Annotated in this window: 17 protein-coding genes; 11 read left to right on the forward strand and 6 right to left on the reverse strand. The window is 60.0% G+C overall.

The genetic code is table 11. The features are described 5' to 3' along the window. Positions 1–17 precede the first annotated feature (17 nt). Positions 18–3,011 carry an ATP-dependent DNA helicase gene (locus tag DTI93_RS01800; RefSeq protein ID WP_249079461.1) on the reverse strand — a complete coding sequence of 998 codons (2,994 nt, stop codon included), beginning with the start codon at positions 3,009–3,011 and terminating at the stop codon, positions 18–20. Between the two features lie 94 nt (positions 3,012–3,105). On the opposite strand from DTI93_RS01800, the gene DTI93_RS01805 reads away from it, so the two are divergent. Together DTI93_RS01805 and DTI93_RS01810 are read left to right on the forward strand one after the other, a co-directional pair. After that, positions 3,106–4,728, forward strand: a complete 1,623-nt coding sequence (locus tag DTI93_RS01805; protein ID WP_248630427.1) for a lysine--tRNA ligase — start codon at positions 3,106–3,108, stop codon at positions 4,726–4,728. Between the two features lie 3 nt (positions 4,729–4,731). Next, positions 4,732–6,771 carry a lysylphosphatidylglycerol synthase domain-containing protein gene (locus DTI93_RS01810; protein ID WP_249079463.1) on the forward strand — a complete coding sequence of 680 codons (2,040 nt, stop codon included), beginning with the start codon at positions 4,732–4,734 and terminating at the stop codon, positions 6,769–6,771. On the opposite strand, the gene DTI93_RS01815 is transcribed toward DTI93_RS01810, so the two are convergent. After that, the gene (locus DTI93_RS01815) at positions 6,768–7,361 is read right to left on the reverse strand and encodes a 2'-5' RNA ligase family protein (RefSeq protein WP_249079465.1); all 594 of its coding nucleotides are present in this window, start codon (positions 7,359–7,361) and stop codon (positions 6,768–6,770) included. The genes DTI93_RS01810 and DTI93_RS01815 overlap by 4 nt on opposite strands. A gap of 154 nt (positions 7,362–7,515) precedes the next feature. Between DTI93_RS01815 and DTI93_RS01820 the strand changes: the two genes are divergently transcribed. From DTI93_RS01820 to cyoD, 5 genes are all read left to right on the forward strand, one after another. After that, entirely contained in the window at positions 7,516–8,280 is a 765-nt protein-coding gene (locus tag DTI93_RS01820; protein WP_248460507.1) for a Bax inhibitor-1/YccA family protein, read from the forward strand. A 432-nt stretch (positions 8,281–8,712) separates the two neighbouring features. Further along, positions 8,713–9,705 carry a ubiquinol oxidase subunit II gene (cyoA, locus tag DTI93_RS01825; RefSeq protein ID WP_232086318.1) on the forward strand — a complete coding sequence of 331 codons (993 nt, stop codon included), beginning with the start codon at positions 8,713–8,715 and terminating at the stop codon, positions 9,703–9,705. Positions 9,706–9,719: 14 nt separating this feature from the next. Further along, complete coding sequence (locus DTI93_RS01830; RefSeq protein ID WP_043560513.1) at positions 9,720–11,717, forward strand: cbb3-type cytochrome c oxidase subunit I; 1,998 nt, start codon at positions 9,720–9,722, stop codon at positions 11,715–11,717. 18 nt (positions 11,718–11,735) lie between these two features. After that, positions 11,736–12,350, forward strand: a complete 615-nt coding sequence (gene cyoC / locus DTI93_RS01835; protein WP_043561362.1) for a cytochrome o ubiquinol oxidase subunit III — start codon at positions 11,736–11,738, stop codon at positions 12,348–12,350. Next, positions 12,350–12,688, forward strand: a complete 339-nt coding sequence (cyoD, locus tag DTI93_RS01840; protein WP_043560511.1) for a cytochrome o ubiquinol oxidase subunit IV — start codon at positions 12,350–12,352, stop codon at positions 12,686–12,688. Before cyoC ends, cyoD begins: the two co-directional genes overlap by 1 nt. Before the next feature lie 162 nt (positions 12,689–12,850). Here the strand turns inward: cyoD and fdxA are convergent, their stop codons facing one another. The 3 genes from fdxA to DTI93_RS01855 form a co-directional block, all read right to left on the reverse strand. After that, a complete protein-coding gene (gene fdxA, locus DTI93_RS01845; protein WP_043561359.1) occupies positions 12,851–13,183 on the reverse strand; it encodes a ferredoxin FdxA in 333 nt (110 codons plus the stop codon). A 102-nt stretch (positions 13,184–13,285) separates the two neighbouring features. After that, positions 13,286–13,573 (reverse strand): RNA-binding S4 domain-containing protein, encoded by a 288-nt coding sequence (locus DTI93_RS01850; protein ID WP_043560508.1) that lies wholly within the window; start codon positions 13,571–13,573, stop codon positions 13,286–13,288. Continuing rightward, on the reverse strand, positions 13,570–16,176 hold the full coding sequence (locus DTI93_RS01855) for a helicase-related protein (RefSeq protein ID WP_249079467.1): 2,607 nt from the start codon (positions 16,174–16,176) through the stop codon (positions 13,570–13,572). The genes DTI93_RS01850 and DTI93_RS01855 overlap by 4 nt, the downstream gene beginning before the upstream one ends. Positions 16,177–16,275: 99 nt before the next feature. Between DTI93_RS01855 and DTI93_RS01860 the strand changes: the two genes are divergently transcribed. From DTI93_RS01860 to DTI93_RS01875, 4 genes are all read left to right on the forward strand, one after another. Beyond that, on the forward strand, positions 16,276–17,682 hold the full coding sequence (locus DTI93_RS01860) for a M17 family metallopeptidase (protein ID WP_249079469.1): 1,407 nt from the start codon (positions 16,276–16,278) through the stop codon (positions 17,680–17,682). A 240-nt stretch (positions 17,683–17,922) separates the two neighbouring features. Beyond that, entirely contained in the window at positions 17,923–18,324 is a 402-nt protein-coding gene (locus DTI93_RS01865; RefSeq protein ID WP_043561353.1) for a MarR family transcriptional regulator, read from the forward strand. Positions 18,325–18,328: 4 nt separating this feature from the next. Further along, positions 18,329–19,483: a DegT/DnrJ/EryC1/StrS aminotransferase family protein gene (locus DTI93_RS01870; RefSeq protein ID WP_227656582.1), complete on the forward strand. Its 1,155-nt coding sequence runs from the start codon at positions 18,329–18,331 to the stop codon at positions 19,481–19,483. Beyond that, a complete protein-coding gene (locus DTI93_RS01875) occupies positions 19,467–19,883 on the forward strand; it encodes a hypothetical protein (protein ID WP_043560501.1) in 417 nt (138 codons plus the stop codon). Before DTI93_RS01870 ends, DTI93_RS01875 begins: the two co-directional genes overlap by 17 nt. 13 nt (positions 19,884–19,896) lie before the next feature. Here DTI93_RS01875 and DTI93_RS01880 read toward each other — a convergent pair whose 3' ends face one another. Beyond that, complete coding sequence (locus tag DTI93_RS01880; protein WP_086431072.1) at positions 19,897–21,099, reverse strand: AI-2E family transporter; 1,203 nt, start codon at positions 21,097–21,099, stop codon at positions 19,897–19,899. Between the last annotated feature and the right edge of the window lie 14 nt (positions 21,100–21,113).

Consider the following 21,113-nt stretch of genomic DNA (forward strand, 5'->3'; position numbering starts at 1 on the left):
CGGGGCTTTTTTGTGTTTTACCTGTTCAGGAAGCCGTCAATGTCTGTCAGTGCTTCGGTCAGTGGCAGCCGCTGGACAGGTACGCCATCAGGGAAGGCGGAGAGAAGGCGGGACGGCATCCGGCTGTCCAGAATGATGAACACGCCCCGGTCATCAGCCCGGCGGATGAGGCGCCCGAAGGCCTGACGCAGGCGCATCCGGGTGATGAGGTCGTCATAATCGCCCGGCCTGCCGCCGGAAAGATGGCGGCGGCGTTCCCGGTGAAGAATGTCGGGCCGGGGCCAGGGGGTACGTTCCATCACCACCATGCGGAGGGCCTCTCCAGGGACATCCACGCCATCACGCATGGCATCCGTGCCCAGCAGGCAGCTGTTCGTCTCGGTACGGAAGACATCCACCAGCGTGGCGTTGTTCATGGCGTCCACATGCTGGGCGTAGAGGGGGATGTTCTTCATCCCCAGCGGCTCATGGATGCGGCGGTGGACCTCTTTCAGCCGTTGAATGGCTGTGAAAAGCCCCAGAGCTCCTCCATTGGCGGTTTCAAAAAGAGCCTGAAAGGCCTGCGCCTGTGCTGCCGGGTCCCGTGAGACATCCGTGATGATGTAGGCCCGTGTCTGGTGGGCATAGTCGAAGGGACTCATCAGGGCAGCCCGCATGGGGGGCTTGAGGAAATGCGCCGTGCCCAGTCGTCGCTCAGCCTTTTCCCATCCGGCTTCCCCGTCTTCATCCGGGCTGCGGTCCCGCAGGGTGGCGGAGGTGATGAGCAGCCCGTGCGTGGTGCTTTGCAGGGTGCTGGCGAAGGGAATGGTCGGGTCCAGCCAGTGGCGGTTCAGGGCAATGTCGTGTCCTCCCTGGAGGAGCCGTGTGGGGGGTAAAGGCTCCCGGTGGATGAAGTCCACATAGGTCGGCAGGCTTGTCTGGGCAACGGGTTGCTCCATGATGGCCCGTACCATGCTGATCCACCCTTGAAGGCGGGAGAGGGCACGGCGATGCAGGCTGCGTATGGTTCCCTCCAGCCGTTGCTGGAAGGCTGTATCGGGGTCTTCCTCCTGCGCTTCCAGAGCTTCCTGAAGGTGCCGGATGATCCGGTCCAGCGGGGTGACGATGTCCTGAAGGGCCGTGAGCAGGGTTTCGGCGTGCTCACGCAGCGGGGCGGGTATGGGGTGCAGGTCGCATTCCTGGCGAGGATAATGGCCCTGCTGGCCGCGGGTCTGCATCTGTATTTCCGCTATGCGGGCATCCAGATGCATGTCCAGCATCTGGAGGAACGCCTCGGCCGGTTGGGGGAGGGACGCTTCCTCGACCATGGCGAGGGGGAAAGGGTCTTCCTCATCGTCATCAGGCGGGGTGGCAGGCCTGTCTTCCAGCGGGGGGACGTCTGGTGGCGGCGGGGCCATGCGGGCCTGCCGGGCCTCATGCAGGCGTCCGCTCCAGCCGGGGCGTGGCAGGCCTTTCTGTGTGGCAAGGACAAGCTCCTGAAGGGCATCCTTGAGGGCTGGCAGGCGCTCCATCAGGTCTTCCATGCGGCGCATCAGGCCACGGGCACGGGAGCGGCTCCCCTCAGCCCCGAGTATCCAGCGGCGCAGGTCGGCTGCTTCCAGCCCGGAGAAGACCAGAGAGAAGGCACTGTCTGCTGCATCAGGGATATGATGGCCTTCATCAAAGACATAACGGGTGGGGACGCCATTTTCGTCTGCCAGATTGCCGGGTGCCATGTCCTGCGGCAGCATGGCGTTCCACGCTGCCTGGGACAGGACGAGCGCATGGTTGGCGATGACGAACCGGGCATGTTGTGCACGGCGTATGCCATGCTCGATGAAGCAGCTCTGATAATGCGGGCAGGCGGAATGGATGCACTCGCCCCGCCGGTCGGCAATCATGTTCAGCAGCCCGGGCTGGAACAGGTCCCCGAACCAGCCGGGAAGGTCGCCCCCCATCAGGTCGCCATCTTCCGTGGTCTCGGCCCAGAGAGCGAGAAAGACCAGCGGGATGAGGCCAGGCTGCGCCTGTGGCTGGCGGTTGAGAAGGGCGGTGGTGATATCTTCCAGGTTCAGGAGGCAGAGATAGTTTTCCCGCCCCTTGCGGATGACGGCAAGTTCATGCCGTTCTGTCGGATCGGGGTAAAGACGGGTCAGTTCCTGTTCGATCTGCCGTTGCAGATGGCGGGTATAGGTACTGACCCAGACAGCTCCGTCATTCTTTTCGGCCCAGAGGCTGGCCGGGGCGATGTAGCCCATTGTCTTGCCCGTGCCGGTACCCGCCTCGGCCAGCATGATGTTGGGGGCATTGGCGACATCCCGGGGGGTGAAGGCGTAGCTGGTGGCCGAGGCAAAATCGGCCTGACCGGGGCGGGGTTCTGCATGCCTGCCCAGCAGGGCGGAAAGACGCCTGCGGGCTTCCTGCTGGCTGACTGGTTGGCTGCCAGCAGGGGGACGGGGCGCACGCTCCTCCCACTGGGGCAGGCGCCGCCATATTTTCAGGGCATCAATTTCTCTGGATCGTCCCGAAGATGCAGAGGGAGGAGGCAGGGCCTCTTTCACGATGTCGTGCCAGCTCCATCCGGCCTGGTCCAGAGTGGGCAGCAGAAGGTGGAGCGTGGCGATTTTCTGGGGAGGCTGTCCCGACAGCTCATCCAGAAGGTGCTGGGCAATACGGTAGAGACTGTCGGCCTGTAGGGGAGCTGTATCCGTCGGTTCTGCAAGGCCCAGCTCCAGGGCGAGGCCACGGGCTGTCGGGGTCACGCTCCGGGCCGGATGGACGAGAAGGAAGAGTTCCAGCAGGTCCAGCCAGGGAGCGGGAGGAGGTTCCGGGGGCAGTTCCAGCAGGCGGAGCGTGGCAGGCCCGTGGATGAGCAGCGGTGGCGGCAGCTGGCGGAGCATGTCCCGGACTTCGGCAAGGGGAATGTCCAGCACCTCACCATCAGGCGTGATGAGGGAGGAGAGGCCATGTCGTGCGATCAGGGCTGGCGCATCAAGGTGGGAGCGGAACAGGCTGGGCATGCTCCAACTCATACACAGGAAGTCCTCCTTCTGCGAGGGGAAAGCAGTGCACGTCCCGCCTGCATACTTGACCAGAGGGGGGAGGGTTCATAATTAACGTAGTCTTATGCAGAACAAAACGCCTTCTCCCCAGAATGATTCGTCTTTCCCCAAGCTCTGGCCGTTTGAGGAAGCCCGTAAACTGGCCGCCCGTGTGGCAGACAGGGACCCCAGCAAACCGGTTCTGATGGAGACAGGCTACGGGCCTTCCGGCCTGCCGCATATCGGTACGTTCGGCGAAGTGGCCCGGACGACATGGGTCCGGCAGGCTTTTGAGAAGTTGACAGGTCGCCAGACCCGTCTTCTGGCCTTTTCTGATGACATGGATGCCCTGCGCAAGGTGCCGGGCAATGTCCCCCAGCAGGAGATGCTGGCTGAGCATCTTGGCCTGCCGCTCTCCCGTATTCCCGATCCGTTTGGCACGCATGAGAGTTTTGCGGCGCACAACAATGCTCGCCTGCGCCAGTTCCTTGATGCGTTCGGGTTCGATTATGAATTTGCTTCTGCAACCGATTACTACACGTCCGGCATCTTCGATGCGGCCCTGAAGCGTGTTCTGGAAGAGCATGACCGCATCATCGAGGTGATCGCTCCCACGCTGGGCAAGGAACGGCGGGCGACCTATTCCCCTGTGCTGCCGATCCATCCCGAGACGGGCCGTGTCATGCAGGTGCCCATCATCAGCGTGAACCCGGAAGCCGGGACAGTCGTCTGGAAGGACGAGGACGGGAAGAGCTTTGAGACATCCGTCTATGGCGGACAGGCCAAGATGCAGTGGAAGGCTGACTGGGCCATGCGCTGGTATGCTCTGGGTGTCGATTATGAGATGTCCGGCAAGGACCTCATCGACAGCGTGAAGCTTTCCTCCAGGATATGCCGCATTCTTGGCAGTGAGCCACCGCTGAACCTGACCTATGAGCTGTTCCTCGATGCCAATGGGCAGAAGATCAGCAAGTCCAAGGGAAATGGCCTCTCCGTGGAGGAATGGCTGCGGTACGGCCCGTCGGAGAGTCTGGCTCATTACATGTTTCAGCAGCCGACCCGTGCCAAAAGGCTCTATACGGACATGATCCCCAGAGCCACGGATGAATATCTGGCCCTCGTGCAGAAGGGTGAGCAGCAGAGCGCAGAGGAGTTCCTTTCCAACCCGGTATGGTTCATCCATGAAGGGAAACTGCGCCCGCAGGATACCAGCCCGGTTTCCTTCACAGCCCTGCTGAATCTGGCCAGCGTGGCCAATGCCCGGGAAGTGGAGACACTCTGGAAGTTCCTGCGGCGTTATGATTCCAGCCTGTCGCCAGAGACACATCCTTATGTGGCACGGCTGGTGCAGCACGCTCTGGATTACTTCAATGAGCGTGTCCGTCCGACCAAGGTGTTCCGTGCTCCGACGGAGACAGAGCGCAAAGGTCTGGAAGACCTCGCAGCAACGCTGAAGACGGTGCCGGACAATGCGACCCCGGATGATGTGCAGAATGTCGTATTTGAGGTCGGCAAGCGTTACTTTGCCAAGCCGGAGCTGCGGTCCTGGTTCGGGTGCCTGTATGAGGTGCTGCTGGGGCAGAAAGAGGGCCCCCGCTTCGGCATTTTTGCGGCTTTGTTTGGCCTGAAGGAGACTGTTGCCCTCATTGATGAGGCTCTGGCACGTCCTGTTGAGCCTGCCGGGGCAACGGAGGAAACCAGAGGCTGAGGCATGACGGCTCCCTCCGGTATGCCAGATGGTGCGGATGCCTCTCCGTCACTTGCTGACGGACGGCTGCGGCGTTTTCTGACGCGTCTGCCGGCCATGGTGGGGCTGGTCCTGCTCATTTTTGCGGGGCTGGTGATCTGGCGGGAGCTTCAGCATCTGTCCCTCCAGCAGGTGATGGCGGGGCTTCATGCCATTCCTGCCGCCGCCTTGTGGAAGGGGGCCGGGGCAACCATTCTTTCTTATGCCATCCTGTCTTTCTACGATGGTCTGGCCTGTCATCATGTGCAGGCGGGCATTTCGTGGCGGCGGTCAGCCTTTGTGGCGTTCTGTTCCTATGTCCTGTCCCATAATCTTGGGTGCGCAGCCATTTCGGGCACGGCTGTGCGCTACAGGCTCTATCGTAACTGGGGTGTGCCGGGGATCAAGATTGCGGCCATCGTGGCGTTCTGTTCCGTCACCTACTGGCTGGGGATGCTGGGGCTTGTGGGGTTCATCCTGCTGGCCCAGCCGGGCATTATTCCTTATGTCCGTCATCTGCCGCCCTGGGTAACTGATCTTGGGGGAGCAGCCTGTTTCTCTGTCCTGCTGGCCTATGTGCTTCTGCCCTGCTGGAAGCAGGAAGTGCATATTGGCAGGTGGACATTGCGGTTTCCAGACTGGCGGATCGGGCTGGGGCAGATCCTGTCCAGCATGGCGGATATGTCTGCTACCGCCCTGATCGCATGGTGTGTGCTGGATACGCTGCCCAATGGGAGCGGCCTGACATTTGGCGGGTTTCTGGCCATTTATATCGGGGCTTACACGGCCGGTCTGCTGGCCAATGTTCCGGGTGGGCTGGGAGTGTTCGACAGCACCATGCTGCTGGCGCTGTCCCCGTGGTTTTCCGTGCCGCACATCATGGCAGGGATTCTGGTTTTTCGCCTGTTCTATTACATCATTCCCCTGCTTCTGGCGGGTGCCATGTTTGCCGGGCATGAGCTGTTCATAAAAGGGGCACCTCTGCTGGCCCGGTTTGGCAGGACCGTGGAGCACAGCCAGAGTCTGCGTTCATCTGAAGCGGATTTCGCCACGATCGTTGCCACGGGCAGTCAGGCCGTGCTGGGCATCGTCATCGTGGTTTATGCCCTTCTGGCACCATTGCCTCCGTTCCATTCTTTCTGGAGTGCGGTCCTTCTTCAGGGCGCCGCTTTTCTGCTGACCCTCATCGGGGTGATGCTCGTCGGCCTGTCTCTGGGGCTGTCCCAGCGGGTGGCGTTGGCCTGGCGGCTTTCTGTCGGGGCTCTGTCCATCACGCTGTTGATCCTGACCGTAAGGCAGGCCCATTGGGTGGCTTTTCTTGTCGTGCTGGCCGTGCTGTTCGTTTTGCTGCCATTCCGCAAGACCTATTACAGGCAGGCTTACTGGCGGGTAGAGCCGTTTTCTCCTTTTGTTCTGGCGCCATTCTCGCTCTGGCTGTGCGGGTTGGCCGGTGTCAGCTGGATCGCCCGTCAGCGGCATCTCGGGCATGTCTGGTGGCGTTCTATGGTTCATGATGCCCATACGGCGGTCGGGCGCTGGTTTCTCGGTGGTGCGGCCGTGTGCTGTCTGCTGGGGCTGTGGTTTGCCCTGAGGAAAGCACGGCTGCATCTTCTCCCATGGAACATGGATGCCCGGGTGCAGTACGCCTGCCTTCAGGATTCAGCAGAGGCTCTTTCCCTGCCGTGTGAGCGCCTTTTCGTGCCTGATGGCATGTTGTCGGATGCAACAGGGAAAGCTGCCTGCGCGGTGGTCCGGCTGAAGCCTTTCTTGCTGTCGGAGCCAGTGCTCCTGTGTCTGGGCGGAGCTGTGGGAGCACGGGGACAGCGGGGTGGTGCTGTCTGGCGGCTGCGGGATTACGCCGTGCAGGAAGGGTGCCAGCTGGCCGTCCTTCAGCAGGGAGCACGGCAGGCGGACATCTACGCCTCTTTCGGCCTTGGTCTTTTTACTCTTGAAGGCGACGAGGGATGGTTTCTTGTCTGCCGGCCGGAAGATTATCACGCCCTGAAGCTGCTGCTGGGCCTTTAGAAAAACCTGTTTTCCTCATCAGTCAGAAGAGGGCTGACGTGCGGCAGGGCAAGCCCCGGCTGGGCCGGGTAGGCTTCCAGAATCTGGAGATGGGGGCCGGTGCCAGAAGACAGATGCTCTACCAGACTGATGTGGTCTACTGTCATTTCAGAGCTGTGAAAGAGGTTGTGCCGCTGTATCCATGGGATGAGATCGGTCGGGGAGGCCGGTTCCAGCCAGGCAATGGTCACTTCCGGGACGACGGCACGGCGGGGCAGGGAGAGGCCTGCGCGGCGGAGGGTGCTGGCAAGCCGCTTCTGCAAGGCAAGCAGCGGAGCCTGCGGAGTGAGGCTGACTGTCAGCCGGTCTTCCATCTCTCCCATCTGATGGCCGACCTGATGGAGGGCCAGAGAGAAAGGTTCCCATCGCAGGTGGGACAGGGTCATGTCCAGCTCCTCCATCTCGTGGCGGCTGTTTAGGTGGCCAAGGGGCTGGAGGGGGATCAGACACTGTTCTGCCGGTGACCAGCGGACATCATCCAGACTGCCACGCAGCAGGCCAAGTTCTGCCTGTATGGTGGGAGACAGCGTGAGGGCGAGGGAAAGATTCATGGGGCCTCCCGCAAATCAGGGAGATTAACAAAAAGAAAGTCAGGGTCTTGTCCTGAATTCTTGACTTGGGAAGAAACTACCCCACATTCTACGGGAACGATAGGGGCGGGCCCAGTGAGTCCCCCCTGAAGACTTATCGCAGCAAGTGGATATCATGGCTTTCCATTCCGATTACGAGACAACACGAGGACAGGCGGCTGCCGCTTTTGATGCGGGTCTGCGGGCTTACATGCTGCGTGTCTACAACTGGATGGCTCTTGCTCTGGGGATAACGGGGGTGACGGCCTATGCCGTGGTCCATACGTCGCTCCGGGCGCTGTTCTTTCATGTCGTGCAGAGAGGGGATGCTTTTGCGCTGGCTCCGACCGGACTGGGGATGGTGAGTGTTTTCGCCCCTCTGGTCTTTGTCATGGTGCTGTCCTTTGGTGTGAACCGTCTCTCCCGTTCGACAGTGCAGCTTCTGTTTGTGCTGTTCAGCGTGGCCATGGGCGTCAGCATGGCATCGCTGCTTCTGGCCTACACAGGGTCTTCTGTTGTCCGGACATTCTTTATTGCCGCCTCCCTGTATGGCGTCATGTCTCTCTGGGGGTATGTGACGAACCGGTCCCTCATGGGGATGGGGTCGTTCCTGACGATGGGGCTGATAGGTCTGGTGATCGCTTCTCTGGTCAACATGTTCATCCCGGCCCATGGGCTGACAGTGGCCATATCTTTCATCGGGGTGCTGCTGTTCACGGGGCTGACAGCTTATGACACCCAGCGCATCAAGCTTTCCTATCAGCAGTATGCGTCTGTCCTTCCGGCTGAAGAGACGGGGAAGATGGGGATCTATGATGCCCTGACGATGTATCTGAATTTTGTAAATCTCTTTCAGTTCCTGCTGCAGTTTACAGGAACAAGATCTGGTGGGCGCGATTGATCCACTGATGAGTCGGGTCAGTGCCCTGACAGGAAGAGGAGCCTCCGGGCTCCTTTTTTGTTGCGATTTTTTGCGGTTGAAAGGAAAATGGAAAATTAAGCGATCATCTTCTTGTTTTTGATGAAAATATGATGTTTTCTCAGAAATGGCAGATAACCGGTCTTTTTTTAAAAAGACCGACGGGGTTCCTTTTTTTTATGAGGCTTGCCCCCTTGTAATCTCCGTTATTCGGGAAGAATAAAGTGGGCGGCACTGGGGTCTCAGGGCTCCATATTTCATATTGAGTACGGAGGGAGTTCCCTTCTGTTGTCAGGATACGAACGGGAAAGGCACATATAAGATGACAACGTTCGGTGGCGATCGCGCTGTCCTGACTGTGTCAGAAAGTGTTCCGGCCTTTTTATGGCGGAACAACAGATAGAGGCAGGATCCATGAAAAGACTCTGGCGATTTTTCCCGGCGTTGCCTGCATTGATGCTGTCGGGCTGTACGGTTGATCTTCTTCAGCCAGCCGGCCCGATCGGGGAAGGTAATCGCGACATGATGGTGCTTGAATGGGCCGTCATGATGTGCGTTGTGGTTCCGGTGATTATTGCGACACTCGTATTTGCCTGGAAATACCGGGCTTCCAATACGAAGGCGGAATATCTGCGGAACTGGTCACATTCAAACAAGATTGAAGTGTTCATCTGGGGTGTCCCCATTCTGATCATTCTTGTTCTGAGTGGCTTCAATTACTGGAGCACGCATTATTACGACCCGTACAAGCCCATCTCCAAAGAGATGCAGGTAAAAGTTGGTGCGCCCGATGCAAAGCCGCTCCATGTGGAAGTTGTTTCCCTGGACTGGAAGTGGCTGTTCATTTACCCAGACCTTGGGATTGCAACCATCAACGAGCTGGATGTCCCCACAAAGACACCTCTGGATTTCCGGATTACGTCTGACAGTGTGATGACATCGTTCTTCATTCCGCAGCTGGGGTCACAGATCTACAGCATGGCCGGGATGGAAACACAGCTCCACCTGATGGCAAGCCGCCCGGGCAATTTCCAGGGTGAGGCCGCCCAGTACACGGGGCCGGGCTTCTCCGACATGCGCTTCCGCACGATTGCCATGCCGCAGGAGCAGTTTGACGCCTGGGTACAGAATGTACGCAGTGGCGACAATCCGCTCGCAGCCAAGGAAGCCCTGGATGCACAGACGTACCTGAAATATCACGCCGCACCGGCTGCCCCGCATGCTGAGGCACCCAAGCCGGCTCCGGTCGTGTATTTCTCCAACGTACAGTCTGGGCTGTTTGAGAGCATTGTTGCGAAATACAATGTCGGCATGACCCATGAGAACCACGGCACGAGCATGGGCGATAAGTCCATGGACATGCCTGCTGAGTCTCATACGGCTGCACCTTCCAATACCGGCATGTGAGGACTGATCTAAAGATGCTCGGAAAACTTACCCTTTCGTCCATACCGTATGATGTGCCGATTCTTGTCGGTACATTCATCGGTGTGGCTGTAATCGGGATTGCCGTTCTTGCGGCGGTCACCTATTTCAAAAAATGGGGTTATCTGTGGCGCGAGTGGCTGACCACGGTCGACCACAAGAAGCTCGCCATCATGTATGTTGTTCTCGGTCTCGTCATGCTTGTGCGTGGCTTTGCCGATGCGCTGATGATGCGTACACAGCTTGCCCTTGCCTACGCAGGTAACCCCGGTTATCTGCCTCCGCACCATTATGACCAGGTCTTCTCGGCCCATGGTACGATCATGATCTTCTTCATGGCCATGGTGATGATGCAGGCCCTGTTCAACTTCGTGGTGCCATTGCAGATTGGTGCGCGCGACGTTGCGTTCCCGCTGATCAACTCGATCAGCTTCTACATGACGCTCGTCAGTGCCATTCTCATCAACATCTCCCTCTTCATTGGTGAGTTCTCCAATGTTGGCTGGCTCGGCTACCCGCCGATCTCCGAACTGCAGTTCAATCCCGGCGTCGGTGTGGATTACTACATCTGGTCGGTGCAGATCTCCGGTATCGGTACTCTGCTGACAGGGATGAACTTCCTGACGACGATCATCAAGCTGCGTGCCCCCGGCATGAAGTGGATGCACATTCCTGTCTTCACATGGACGGCTTTCTTTGCCTGCATCATGATCCTGACGACCTTCCCGGTTCTGACGGTTTCCATGGCTCTGCTGGCTCTGGATCGTTACCTCGGCATGCACTTCTTTACCAATGATGGTGGCGGTAGCGTCATGCTCTACCTGAACCTGATCTGGTCCTGGGGTCATCCGGAAGTTTACATCCTCATCCTGCCTGCCTTCGGTGTGTTCTCCGAAATTGCAGCGACCTTCTCCGGCAAGCCGCTCTTCGGTTATGCCACGATGGTCATCGCAACGGGTATCATCACCTTCCTGGGCAGCATCGTGTGGGTTCACCACTTCTTCACGATGGGTGCTGGTGCTGATGTGAACACCTTCTTCGGTATCATGACGATGTTCATCGCCGTGCCGACGGGTGTGAAGATCTTCAACTGGCTCTTCACCATGTACAAGGGGCGTGTCCGCTTCGAAGGTCCGATGCACTGGATCGTCGGCTTCATGATCACCTTCTCCATCGGTGGTATGACCGGTGTCATGATGGCCATGCCGGCAGCAGACTGGGTGATCCACAACTCCCTGTTCCTGGTGGCGCACTTCCATAACGTGATTATTGGTGGTGTGTTCTTCGGTTACGTGGCTGGTCTGAGCTACTGGTTCCCGAAGGCTTTCGGCTACAAGATGCGCGATGTCTGGGGTAAATGGGCGTTCCGTTTCTGGTTCGTCGGTTTCTACCTTTCCTTCATCCCGCTCTATGCTGTTGGTCTGGAGGGCATGACCCGTCGTATGAACCATTACGACAACCCGAACTGGCACCCCTGGCTGCTCGTGGCCTGTGTTGGCGTGTTCGTTCTGGCTGCCGGTCTGGCCTGCCAGGTCATCCAGTTCGTGCTGGCTGCGTTTGACGCCGTCAACAAGAAGCCGGATGCTCTGGATCTGACGGGTGACAACTGGGGTTCTGGCCGTACGCTGGAATGGTCCCTTCCGTCTCCGGTTCCGCACTACAACTTCGCACGTCTGCCGGTCATCCGTGGCCTGGATACGTTCCATATCGAGAAGGAGCTGGGTCGCCCGGCACCGGTCTCCGAGCTGGAGCCGATCCACATGCCGAAATATTCGGCTGTTGGCCCGATGCTGGGTGCCTGCGGGCTGCTGATCGGCTTTGCGCTGGTCTGGCACATCTGGTGGGCTGTGATCGTAGGGCTGGTCGTAGCCTTCTTCACCATCGTTCACCGCAGTGCGAACCTGGATGTTGATTTCTACGTCACCGTGGAAGAGATCCGTGCTGATGAAGAAGCTTTTGCCCGGCGGCTTGCCGCTGCCAAGGCAGCAGAGTAAAGGGAGGCGATGAAAACCATGTCTTATGACGTAATGCACGCGCCCTCTGCTCATCACGATGAGCATGAGCATCATCAGCAGGAAACCACGATCTTTGGTTTCTGGATCTACCTGATGACAGACTGTATCATTTTCGGCACGCTGTTTGCCGTCTTTGCTACACTCTGCCATCACTTTGCTGGTGGGCCGACGGGGAAGGACCTGTTCGATATCAAGAATGTTGAGATCGAAACAGCCATCCTGCTTTTCTCCTCCATCACCTACGGCTTTGCTTCCATCAACGCCCACAAGAAGAACAAGGGTGCCGTGCTGGGTTGGCTGCTGCTGACCTTCGTGCTCGGCGTGTCCTTCGTCGTTCTGGAGATCAACGAGTTCCACGAGCTCGTGGCTCACGGCGCAGGGCCGGACAAGTCCGCCTTCCTGTCTTCTTTCTTCACGCTGGTAGGGACACATGGGCTGCATGTCACGATCGGTCTGATCTGGATGCTGGTCCTGTTCTTCCAGATCATGGGCAAACAGGGGCTTAGCACCCGGATGCAGACGAAACTGACGTGCCTGAGCCTGTTCTGGCATTTCCTTGACATCGTCTGGATCTGCGTCTTTTCCTTCGTTTACCTGGGGAGTGTTGTCTAATGAGCGGGAATCATACGACATCGCACGAAGGTGAAAATCACGGCTCCTATGGCTCCTACATTGTAGGGTTCATCCTTGCCGTGGTCCTGACAGTGGCATCCTTTGCCACTGTTCTCAGCAAGGCCTTCTCCTTCTGGCAGACGATTGCCATTCTCGGTGTGCTGGCTGCAGTCCAGATGGTCGTCCATCTGATCTTCTTCCTGCACATGGGTACGAAGAGCCTCTCCCAGCGGCAGAATCTGGCAGCTTTCATCGTGACGGCCCTGATGGTCCTGATCGTGGTTGCCGGGTATCTGTTCGTTCTCTGGGACGCTCAGGCGAACATGATGGCTGGTTGATAGACCGGCCCATCATGTCAGCGACATGAAGAAACCGGTGGGGGGAAACCTCCACCGGTTTTTTTATGTGTGATGCAGCCGTGGCAGCCATGCAAAGAAAAACCCCCGGAGGGACAATTCCCCCGGGGGTTCTGTTCCGTTCCAGCAGGAAGAAGGCTGGCGTCAGTCCTTGTGTGGCTCTTCGGAGAGCATCTCACGCTTGCCTTCCTTGCCGTTCCATTCCTCACGGTCGGCCGGGGGCGTGCCCTTCTGGCTCATGTTCGGCCAGATGGCTGAATATTTGGCATTGATCTCCATCCAGTCAGCGGCACGGGCATCACTGTCGGGGAAGATGGCTTCTGCCGGGCACTCAGGCTCGCACACGCCGCAGTCAATGCATTCATCAGGATTGATGACGAGGAAGTTCTCACCAGCGTAGAAGCAGTCAACGGGGCAGACTTCCACACAGTCCATGAACTTGCAGCGAACACAGTTTTCTGTGACCACATAGGCCATTATTGCCGTCTCCGGTTTGGTGTTGCAGGCCAGCCAAACGGCCCATTTCAAAGATTCCAGCACTGATATGCCGAAAGCGGAGGGCCTTTTGCAAGCCTATTGTCAGAAATTGGCCGTCTTTTCCTCGATCCGTTCATAAAGGAGGGCGGCCTCTCTGGCAGGACCACGCCGCTCTCCCAGCTGCATGACACGCCATACGCAGACCTCCCCCTGACGGTGGGGAGAGGCGAAGCTGACGATGTCTCCCAACCGGAGGCGGGCATGGGTCTTGTGGGTCCGCTGCCCGTTGATGCGAACCCGTCCCTTGCGGATGAAGGCGGCGCAGAGACCACGGGTTTTGGCCAGGCGGGTGTAATAGAGCCAGAGATCAAGTCGCTGTCCGTCCATCATGATGATCTGCCAGATGACCAGTTCCGGAGGGCTGCGAATGGTGAGTCGGCCTGCTTCTGGGCGGCTTTCTGTTCCCTGCGGCCAGCAGACGGTTTCTGTTGCCGGTTCCTGCGCCGTTCGGTGCCTTTCTGGCGGCCGGAAGGCCGTGTGTCCCTGCGGCCCGTCCGACCCAGAATGATGAGGGGCGAGGCGACGCCATACTGCCCGGCCGAAAGCGGCTGTGGCGCATGATGGGGAATGTTCAGGCTCTTGAGCAGGGCGGGCAGCAGGGTCGCCTTTATCCCGAGGGATGAAGCCAGTGTGTCGGGAGCCATGATATTGCGGCCGGGCTGCCTGCCGTGGGGACGAAGGATGGAGAGCAGGGCATCCAGCCTGTCCAGACGGACATGCACGGGGCCGGCCTTTTCCCAGCCCGGCGGGGGGATGGGATGGCCATCGCTTGTGAGACAGATTCGGGCGGCATCGGGTGTGGCCTGCTGGCGGTCATGCCAGATGTTGTGCAGCAGGACCATCATCGGCAGGCAGGCCGGGCGGAACAGCTGCGGGCAGTAGACCTGCCGCCAGCCGATGCGAACCCCGCTGCGGTGCAGGCGTTTTCTCTCGGCAGGGGTAAGGGTGCGGTCTTCGGGCAGGGTAGGGGTGGTGCCGCCATCCTCCCGCAGGCGGTAATAGAGGCCACGCAGGATGGGACTGTCCTGCAGCTTGTCTTCCAGACGGAAAAAGAATTCCAGAACGGTGCTGATCCGCTCCGTCATCAGGGCCTGAAGATGGGTCTGTACCTGTCGGCTCTGGTGGTTGTCCTGAAACTCACCGGGCAGAAGCTGGATGAGGGGGTGAAACAGGTCATCGCCCCGCACGAGGGTGGCAATGGGGGCACCTTCCCAGTGAATCTGCCTGTCATCGGTCAGGGTGAACCGGCTGATGTCCTGTGTGCGGAAATGGCGTATCCGGGCGGGCATGGCCTGCCGCAGGGCACGCCTGCCTGCCCGGCGCAGCAGGTCACCCTCCCGGCTGTCGGCGGGCGTGTCGATCTGCATGGTGAAGCCCACAATCTGCCCGACCTCGTGCCCTTCCACGATGATGCGGTTCTGGGGGGTGACGGCATGGAGAGCCTCGGAGGCCGCCCCGGGTTCAGGACGGCGGAGCAGGGCGGTGGCCCGCCTGTTGACGAAGCGTTCCTTCAGCCGTTCATGCAGCGTGTCGGAGAGGCGGTCCTCCACGGCACGGCAGCGTTCCTGCCACTGGCGGCTCTGGTGCATCCAGCCCGTCCGGGCAGCCACATAGGCGCAGACCCGCACGCCGGAGAGCCGGTGCATCAGTGTGTCCATGTCGCCATCCAGCCTGTCCAGCCCTCTCAGCTGGCTTTCCATCCACGCTGGAGGGATGCGGCGATGTTTCAGGAGGTCAAGGAACAGGCGGGCACAGAGGCGTGTATGGCTGCCATCGCCCAGCTTGCGGAAGTCCGGAATCTGGCAGACATCCCAGAGCAGTTCCGTTGCCCTGTGGCCACGGGCCACCTCCCGGATGTCGTCCATCTGCATGAGGCCGGTCAGGACATCCAGATCGGAGGCCGTACGCCCGGTGATCAGGCCGGGGCGGGGAGGCTTGCGCATCAGGCTGTTGAGAAGCGTCTCGGGCGAGGTGTAATCCAGAGCCGTCTGCCGCCAGTAGACGGCCTTGATGGCCTCGAACTCATGGTCTTCCACCGCCTTGACGAGCTGCTGGCTCATGGGCGGGCAGGAGGCCGTCGTGCCGAAGGTACCATCCCTCATGCCCCGGCCAGCCCGACCGGTGATCTGGGCGACTTCCTGCGGCGTGAGGGCACGGGAGTTCTGGCCGTCAAACTTGTGCAGGGCGGCGAGGGCGACATGGTCCACATCCATGTTCAGCCCCATTCCGATGGCGTCGGTAGCCACGAGATAGTCCACATCCCGGTTCTGGTAGAGGGCGACCTGTGCATTGCGGGTACGGGGGCTGAGACGGCCCATGATGATGGCACAGCCACCCCGTTTCTGCCGGATGGCCTCGGCAATGGCATATACCTCCGTGGCGGAGAAGGCCACGATGGCCGAGCGTGGTGGCAGACGGGTGAGGTTGACCGGCCCGATGTTCGTCAGCCGGGAGAGGCGTTCCCGGGTCTCGATCGTGATGCCGGGAACCAGCTGCCGGAGCAGCCCCCGGATGGTCTCAGCCCCCAGAAAGAGCGTTTCTCCCTTGCCACGGGCATGGAGGAGCCGGTCGGTGAAGATGTGGCCACGGTCCGGGTCTGCGGCGAGCTGTATCTCGTCAATGCCGACAAAATCCACCTTCCGGTCCAGCGGCATGGCCTCCACCGTGCAGGAGAACCAGCGGGCCCCCGGTGGAATGATTTTTTCTTCCCCTGTCAGCAGGGCGACATGGCGCTCGCCTTTCAGCTTCACAAGGCGCTCGTAATTCTCCCGGGCCAGCAGGCGGAGGGGAAAGCCGATGATGCCGCTCTGGTGCGCCATCATGCGGGTCAGGGCGTAATGGGTCTTGCCGGTGTTGGTGGGGCCAAGTACGGCATGGATCACCCCCGATTGCCGGGAAGTGGCTGGGGCAAAGGCTGGATGTGGTCCCGTCATGGCTGGAATGATCTTGCCTGAATCGGATAAAAGCAAGACATTCCATGCAGTTTTTCAGGAAGGCCAGAGTCACGCTCTGGATGATGGGACGGTATCCATATGTCTGACGCTCCGTTTTTGCCCCTCTGTACCTCTGGCGATGGTGGGGTGGCTCTCCCCCTCCATCTGGTCAAGGCGGGTGATGAGGCGACCCTTGCCCACCTGCTGGGGAAGCATGAGGCCTTCCTGCGGCAGCAGGGCTTCGAGGGGCGTGCGGGGCAGTTCACCTTCCTGCCGGGTGGTTCCGGTGTGGCCGGGGCCGTGTTCTGCGTGGAGGAGGGGCGAGGCCCCATGCCTTATGGTGCCCTGCCTGCCCATCTGAAGGAAGGATGCTGGCAGCCGCAGCCTGAAGGGCAGGAGGACGCCGCTCACGACGCCATGCTGGAGGAGCTGGTTCTGGGGTTCTGCCTTGGGGCGTATGATTATTCGCTGAAGCATGAGGGAGGCAAAGACCAGAAGACGGGGCCAAAACTCTGCATTCCGGCCAGCCTCGGGAGAGAGGCCCGGATTCTGGCCCGGGCTGCCTGGCTGGGGCGGGATCTTATCAACACGCCCGCCAATCTCATGGGACCGGCGGAGCTGGCTACTGCTGCCCGCAGGATGCTGGAGGAGCGGAAGGTTGCGGTTGAGCTGGTGGAAGGTGAGGCTCTGGAGAAAGCCTATCCCTGTCTGGCGGCGGTGGGTGCCGGGTCGGACAGACCAGCCGTGGTCGTGATCGGCCGCCGGGATGGCCGGAGCAAGGATGCTCCCCGCCTGTCCCTCGTGGGGAAGGGCGTCTGCTTCGATACGGGCGGGTATGACATCAAGCCCGGCTCCTCCATGGCGAAGATGAAGAAGGACATGGGCGGGGCTGCCCTGATGCTGGCACTGGCCTGTGCCCTGCTGGATGCCGGAACCGACATTGCGCTGGAAATCCGCCTCGGCTGTGTGGAGAACAGCGTCTCCGGCCATGCCATGCGCCCGGGGGACGTGCTGACAACCCGAAGGGGGCTGCGTGTCGAGGTGGGCAACACGGATGCGGAGGGTCGTCTCGTTCTGGCAGACCTTCTGGCAGAGGCTGCCGAGAGCCAGCCTGACGTCCTGTTGGATGCGGCGACGCTGACGGGGGCCGCCCGTGTGGCTCTGGGGCCTGACCTGCCCGCCCTTTTCAGCAATGACGAGGAGCTGGCGGACCATATCCTGGCCTCCGGCAGGGAAGCTCACGACCCGCTCTGGCAGCTGCCGCTCTGGGCAGATTATGACGGCTGGATGGACAGCTCCATTGCGGACTGCAACAACCTGTCATCCCGCCCGATGGCCGGGGCGATCACGGCAGCCCTGTTCCTCCAGCGTTTCGTTCCGGAAGGGCAGAGATGGGCGCATGTGGATACCTATGCGTGGAATGACACGGCCCGGCCCGGTCGTCCCGCAGGCGGGGAGGTGCTGGCCCTGAGGGCACTTTTCCGTGCGTTCTCGGAAAGTTTCTAAAAAGAAACAATTTGTAATCTTGTGTGCAGCAACCTGTTTTTTCTTGCCTTTTGCAAGGGAAACGGGTTTTGGAATGGCTGCCTTGCGCTGAGAGTGCTTGTCATTTCGATGTGAAAACGTCACAGAATGGATAGTAGAATGAAATCCCTATACAGGTGCGTCTGATACCACAGCCGGAAGGCTTGCTGGGCCGGCAGGATGATAGGGTGTGTGAAACCGGGAAACGATGGGGCTTTTGTTATGAGTCGGAATGCTGATAATCGCATGCTTCAGTTGCTGCGTGATACGATCGTTTCCACAGTACGTGGTGAGGGGCCGGATCTTTCTGCCCGTCAGCTGGCTGTGTTTCTGAGCTGCTATCTGGAAGATGGCGCCCATACGGTGCGGGGCCTTGCCCAGTCTCTCAATGTGTCCAAACCAGCTATTACCCGTGCGCTGGACCGATTGAGCGAGCTTGATCTGGCCCGCCGCAAGGTGGACCCGCTGGACCGTCGTTCCATTCTTGTTCAGCGAACCCTGAAAGGCTCGGCCTATTTGCGGGACCTGCGTGGCGTGATGGAAGAAGCCTGCGCTGATGATGTGGTTGTCCGTGCGCCTGTTCTTTCATCCGTGGCGTCTCTCCAGACCCGTCGGGCTGGCTGATTTCTTGTCCGGGCCTGTTTCTTTTCTCGACCTGCCCGCCCAGCAGAGGCGTCTTGGGGCGGCCCTGCGGGAGCGGCTGGATCGGGTTCTGGCTCATTGCCGTTTCGTAATGGGGCCGGAAGTGGCGGAGCTGGAGGAGCGTCTGGCCCGTCATGGCGGTGCCAGACATGCTGTCGGCGTGTCCTCCGGGACGGATGCTCTGCTGATGGTTCTGATGGCGGAGGGCATTGGCCCCGGCATGGCGGTTTTTCTGCCAGCCTTTACCTACACGGCCACTGCGGAGGTGGTGCTTCTGCTGGGGGCGGTGCCAGTTTTTGTGGATGTGGACCCGCATACCTTCCAGATCAGCCTGCCATCTCTGGAGCAGCGTCTGGCGGATGTCCGGCAGGATGGTCGTCTGAAACCTGTAGCCATCATGGGGGTGGATCTGTTCGGGCAGCCAGCCCCATGGGATGAGCTGAACGATCTTGCCACCCGGGAAGGGCTTTTTCTTGTTGCGGACTGCGCCCAGTCTTTTGGCGCTTCTTACAGGGGGCGCCGGCTGGGGCATGAGGCCAGAGCCACGACTTTGTCCTTTTTCCCTTCCAAACCGTTGGGATGTTATGGCGATGGCGGGGCCGTCCTGACGGACGATGACGACAGGGCCGCACTTTATCGCTCTCTGAGAAGCCATGGGGAAGGGCCGCAGCGTTATGACGTGCAGCGCATCGGGCTGAATGCCCGGCTGGACAGTCTTCAGGCAGCTGTTCTGTTGGCCAAGATGGATGTTTTTGATGAGGAGCTGAAGAGGCGTGAGGCTGTGGCCTGTGCTTATGATGCTGGTCTGCCGTCGCTGGTCCGTCCGCCAGCACGGGTGCCGGAAAGCCAGAGCGCTTGGGCTGTCTATTGCGTGACCCTGCCATCCCGTGCCCTGCGGGACAGTCTGCGGGCCCGCCTTGCCGAGGCGGAAATCGCCACGGCCATCTATTATCCCATGCCGTTGCACCAGCAGCCAGCGTACCGGGCGGTGCATGATGGCGTTGCCCTGCCTGTGGCAGAGAGGATAGGAGAGCATGTGCTGGCCCTGCCGATCCATCCTGATCTTTCTGATGAGGCGGTTGCGCATGTGCTGGCTGTGACTGGAACATGGGCGGAGGAGCAGGATGAGCCGCAACAATAAGTTTCTTCTGGTTTTTGCGGTGGCGGTGATCGTGCCGGTCGTGCTGATCTGGACGGTGGCGTGGCCCATTCTGCGCCCCTGGTCCCTGCCGGACATTGCCCGTGGGACAGTGCAGGAAGCTGGAGAAGAGCGGAACCTCATGGCCGATGAGATCACGGCCATGAACCAGTGGCTGCACCAGCACCAGACAGGCTGGGGAATTTCTGGCGAGGTCCCCCCCAAGGATACACCGGCGGAGGCTGTTTATCAGCTTTCCAGTGCCGATGGTCAGGCCGTCATTCTGTCAGCCTGGCACTTCCGGCATGGTGCCGATGTGGTGGGTATCCAGACAAAGGCAGGTGGGGCGTACCGGATGCGTTCTTTCGAACGTGGGACACTCCATCTGCCTGATCTTCCCTGAGGGGGAAAGTCGCTCATTTCTTGGGCGGAGAGGTTGAGCCATCCGTCTCCTTTTTTGTGCTGTCAGATTGTTCCTGCCTGTTTCTGGCCATTTCCAGCTGGGTCAGCTCACTGGTTTCCAGCTGGGTTTTTGTAGCATCCGCCAGTGGTGGAGTCGCCTTGTCAAACACGGCCAACAGGGCGGCCGTGATGGGGGACGCCAGCACAAGCCCTGGCACACCAAGGATGGAGCCGAAAACACTCTGTGACAGGATGGCCAGAGCAGGCGGCATGTGAACGGCCCGCCGCTGGATGAGGGGGGCCAGGATGTTCCCTTCGCAGAACTGGATGATGCTGTAGAGAATGGCCACGAAGAAAGCCTCTCGTGTGCCGAGGGACAGGCTGATGAGCAGGGCGGGCACAGCCCCCAGGATGGCCCCGATATAGGGTATGAAGTTGCAGAGCCCGGCCACGACACCCAGAGCAAGGGCCAGCGGAATGCCGATCAGATACAGGCCGAGGCCGGAGAAAAGACCGACAGCCAGCATGTCCAGAGCCTGTCCGGCGGTCCATGCCCAGAGAGTGTTGCCTGCACTGTAGAGGAGGTTGCGGGCGGTTTCCCGCTGGTCGGGCGGTACGAGCCGAAGAAAGCCGTTGATGTAGAGGGACGGGGAGACGGCAAAATAGAAGGCTGAAATCAGCACGACAAAGAGCGTACCAACCAGACCGAAAGCGCTGCCCAGCAGGCCGGTGACGGACCCGGCAAGACCAAAGCCAAAGCTGCTGAGGGGGGTTGTTGCATCATTGCCACCCAGCGAGACGGGCAGGTGGTCCAGCACCATCTGCCCGATGGTTGTCTGGGAGAGATGCTGGTGCATGTCACCGGACTGTGCAACCAGGGCGTTCTTGAGGGCAATGAACTGTTCCCCGATGGCCGGGCCGTTGCTCCAGACCAGAGCCGTCATGATGCCAATGACAGCGAGGGCGACAAGGCTGACAGCAACCGGATAGGGAATGAATTTCATGTGTCGCCGCAGGATGCGGGCCAGCCCGTGCAGAACAATGGCCATCAGTGTGGCAGCAAACAGGACCGCCAGTACCTCGCCCATGAGCCAGATGGCCAGCATGATGAGGGAAAGCCATAACGTCAGGCGAATGATGCCGTAGATACGGTCCAGCGCATTGGCGGGAGTCTGCTGTGCCGCAGGAATGGGAGGGCGGTTGAAGAAAAAAGACATCGGGCGGGGCAGTT

Source organism: Parasaccharibacter sp. TMW 2.1884, from assembly GCF_023337695.1.
Lineage (GTDB): Bacteria > Pseudomonadota > Alphaproteobacteria > Acetobacterales > Acetobacteraceae > Bombella > Bombella apis.

Excerpts from the sequence above, each read along its gene's own strand:
- DTI93_RS01830 (WP_043560513.1), top strand. The coding sequence starts at position 9,720 with ATGCTCGGAAAACTTACCCTTTCGTCCATACCGTATGATGTGCCGATT.
- DTI93_RS01800 (WP_249079461.1), bottom strand. The coding sequence starts at position 3,011 with ATGAGTTGGAGCATGCCCAGCCTGTTCCGCTCCCACCTTGATGCGCCA.
- DTI93_RS01860 (WP_249079469.1), top strand. The coding sequence starts at position 16,276 with ATGTCTGACGCTCCGTTTTTGCCCCTCTGTACCTCTGGCGATGGTGGG.
- DTI93_RS01855 (WP_249079467.1), bottom strand. The coding sequence starts at position 16,176 with ATGACGGGACCACATCCAGCCTTTGCCCCAGCCACTTCCCGGCAATCG.
- DTI93_RS01880 (WP_086431072.1), bottom strand. The coding sequence starts at position 21,099 with ATGTCTTTTTTCTTCAACCGCCCTCCCATTCCTGCGGCACAGCAGACT.
- DTI93_RS01865 (WP_043561353.1), top strand. The coding sequence starts at position 17,923 with ATGAGTCGGAATGCTGATAATCGCATGCTTCAGTTGCTGCGTGATACG.
- cyoD (WP_043560511.1), top strand. The coding sequence starts at position 12,350 with ATGAGCGGGAATCATACGACATCGCACGAAGGTGAAAATCACGGCTCC.
- fdxA (WP_043561359.1), bottom strand. The coding sequence starts at position 13,183 with ATGGCCTATGTGGTCACAGAAAACTGTGTTCGCTGCAAGTTCATGGAC.
- DTI93_RS01815 (WP_249079465.1), bottom strand. The coding sequence starts at position 7,361 with ATGAATCTTTCCCTCGCCCTCACGCTGTCTCCCACCATACAGGCAGAA.
- cyoC (WP_043561362.1), top strand. The coding sequence starts at position 11,736 with ATGTCTTATGACGTAATGCACGCGCCCTCTGCTCATCACGATGAGCAT.
- DTI93_RS01850 (WP_043560508.1), bottom strand. The coding sequence starts at position 13,573 with ATGATGGACGGACAGCGACTTGATCTCTGGCTCTATTACACCCGCCTG.
- cyoA (WP_232086318.1), top strand. The coding sequence starts at position 8,713 with ATGAAAAGACTCTGGCGATTTTTCCCGGCGTTGCCTGCATTGATGCTG.
- DTI93_RS01875 (WP_043560501.1), top strand. The coding sequence starts at position 19,467 with ATGAGCCGCAACAATAAGTTTCTTCTGGTTTTTGCGGTGGCGGTGATC.
- DTI93_RS01810 (WP_249079463.1), top strand. The coding sequence starts at position 4,732 with ATGACGGCTCCCTCCGGTATGCCAGATGGTGCGGATGCCTCTCCGTCA.
- DTI93_RS01805 (WP_248630427.1), top strand. The coding sequence starts at position 3,106 with ATGCAGAACAAAACGCCTTCTCCCCAGAATGATTCGTCTTTCCCCAAG.
- DTI93_RS01820 (WP_248460507.1), top strand. The coding sequence starts at position 7,516 with ATGGCTTTCCATTCCGATTACGAGACAACACGAGGACAGGCGGCTGCC.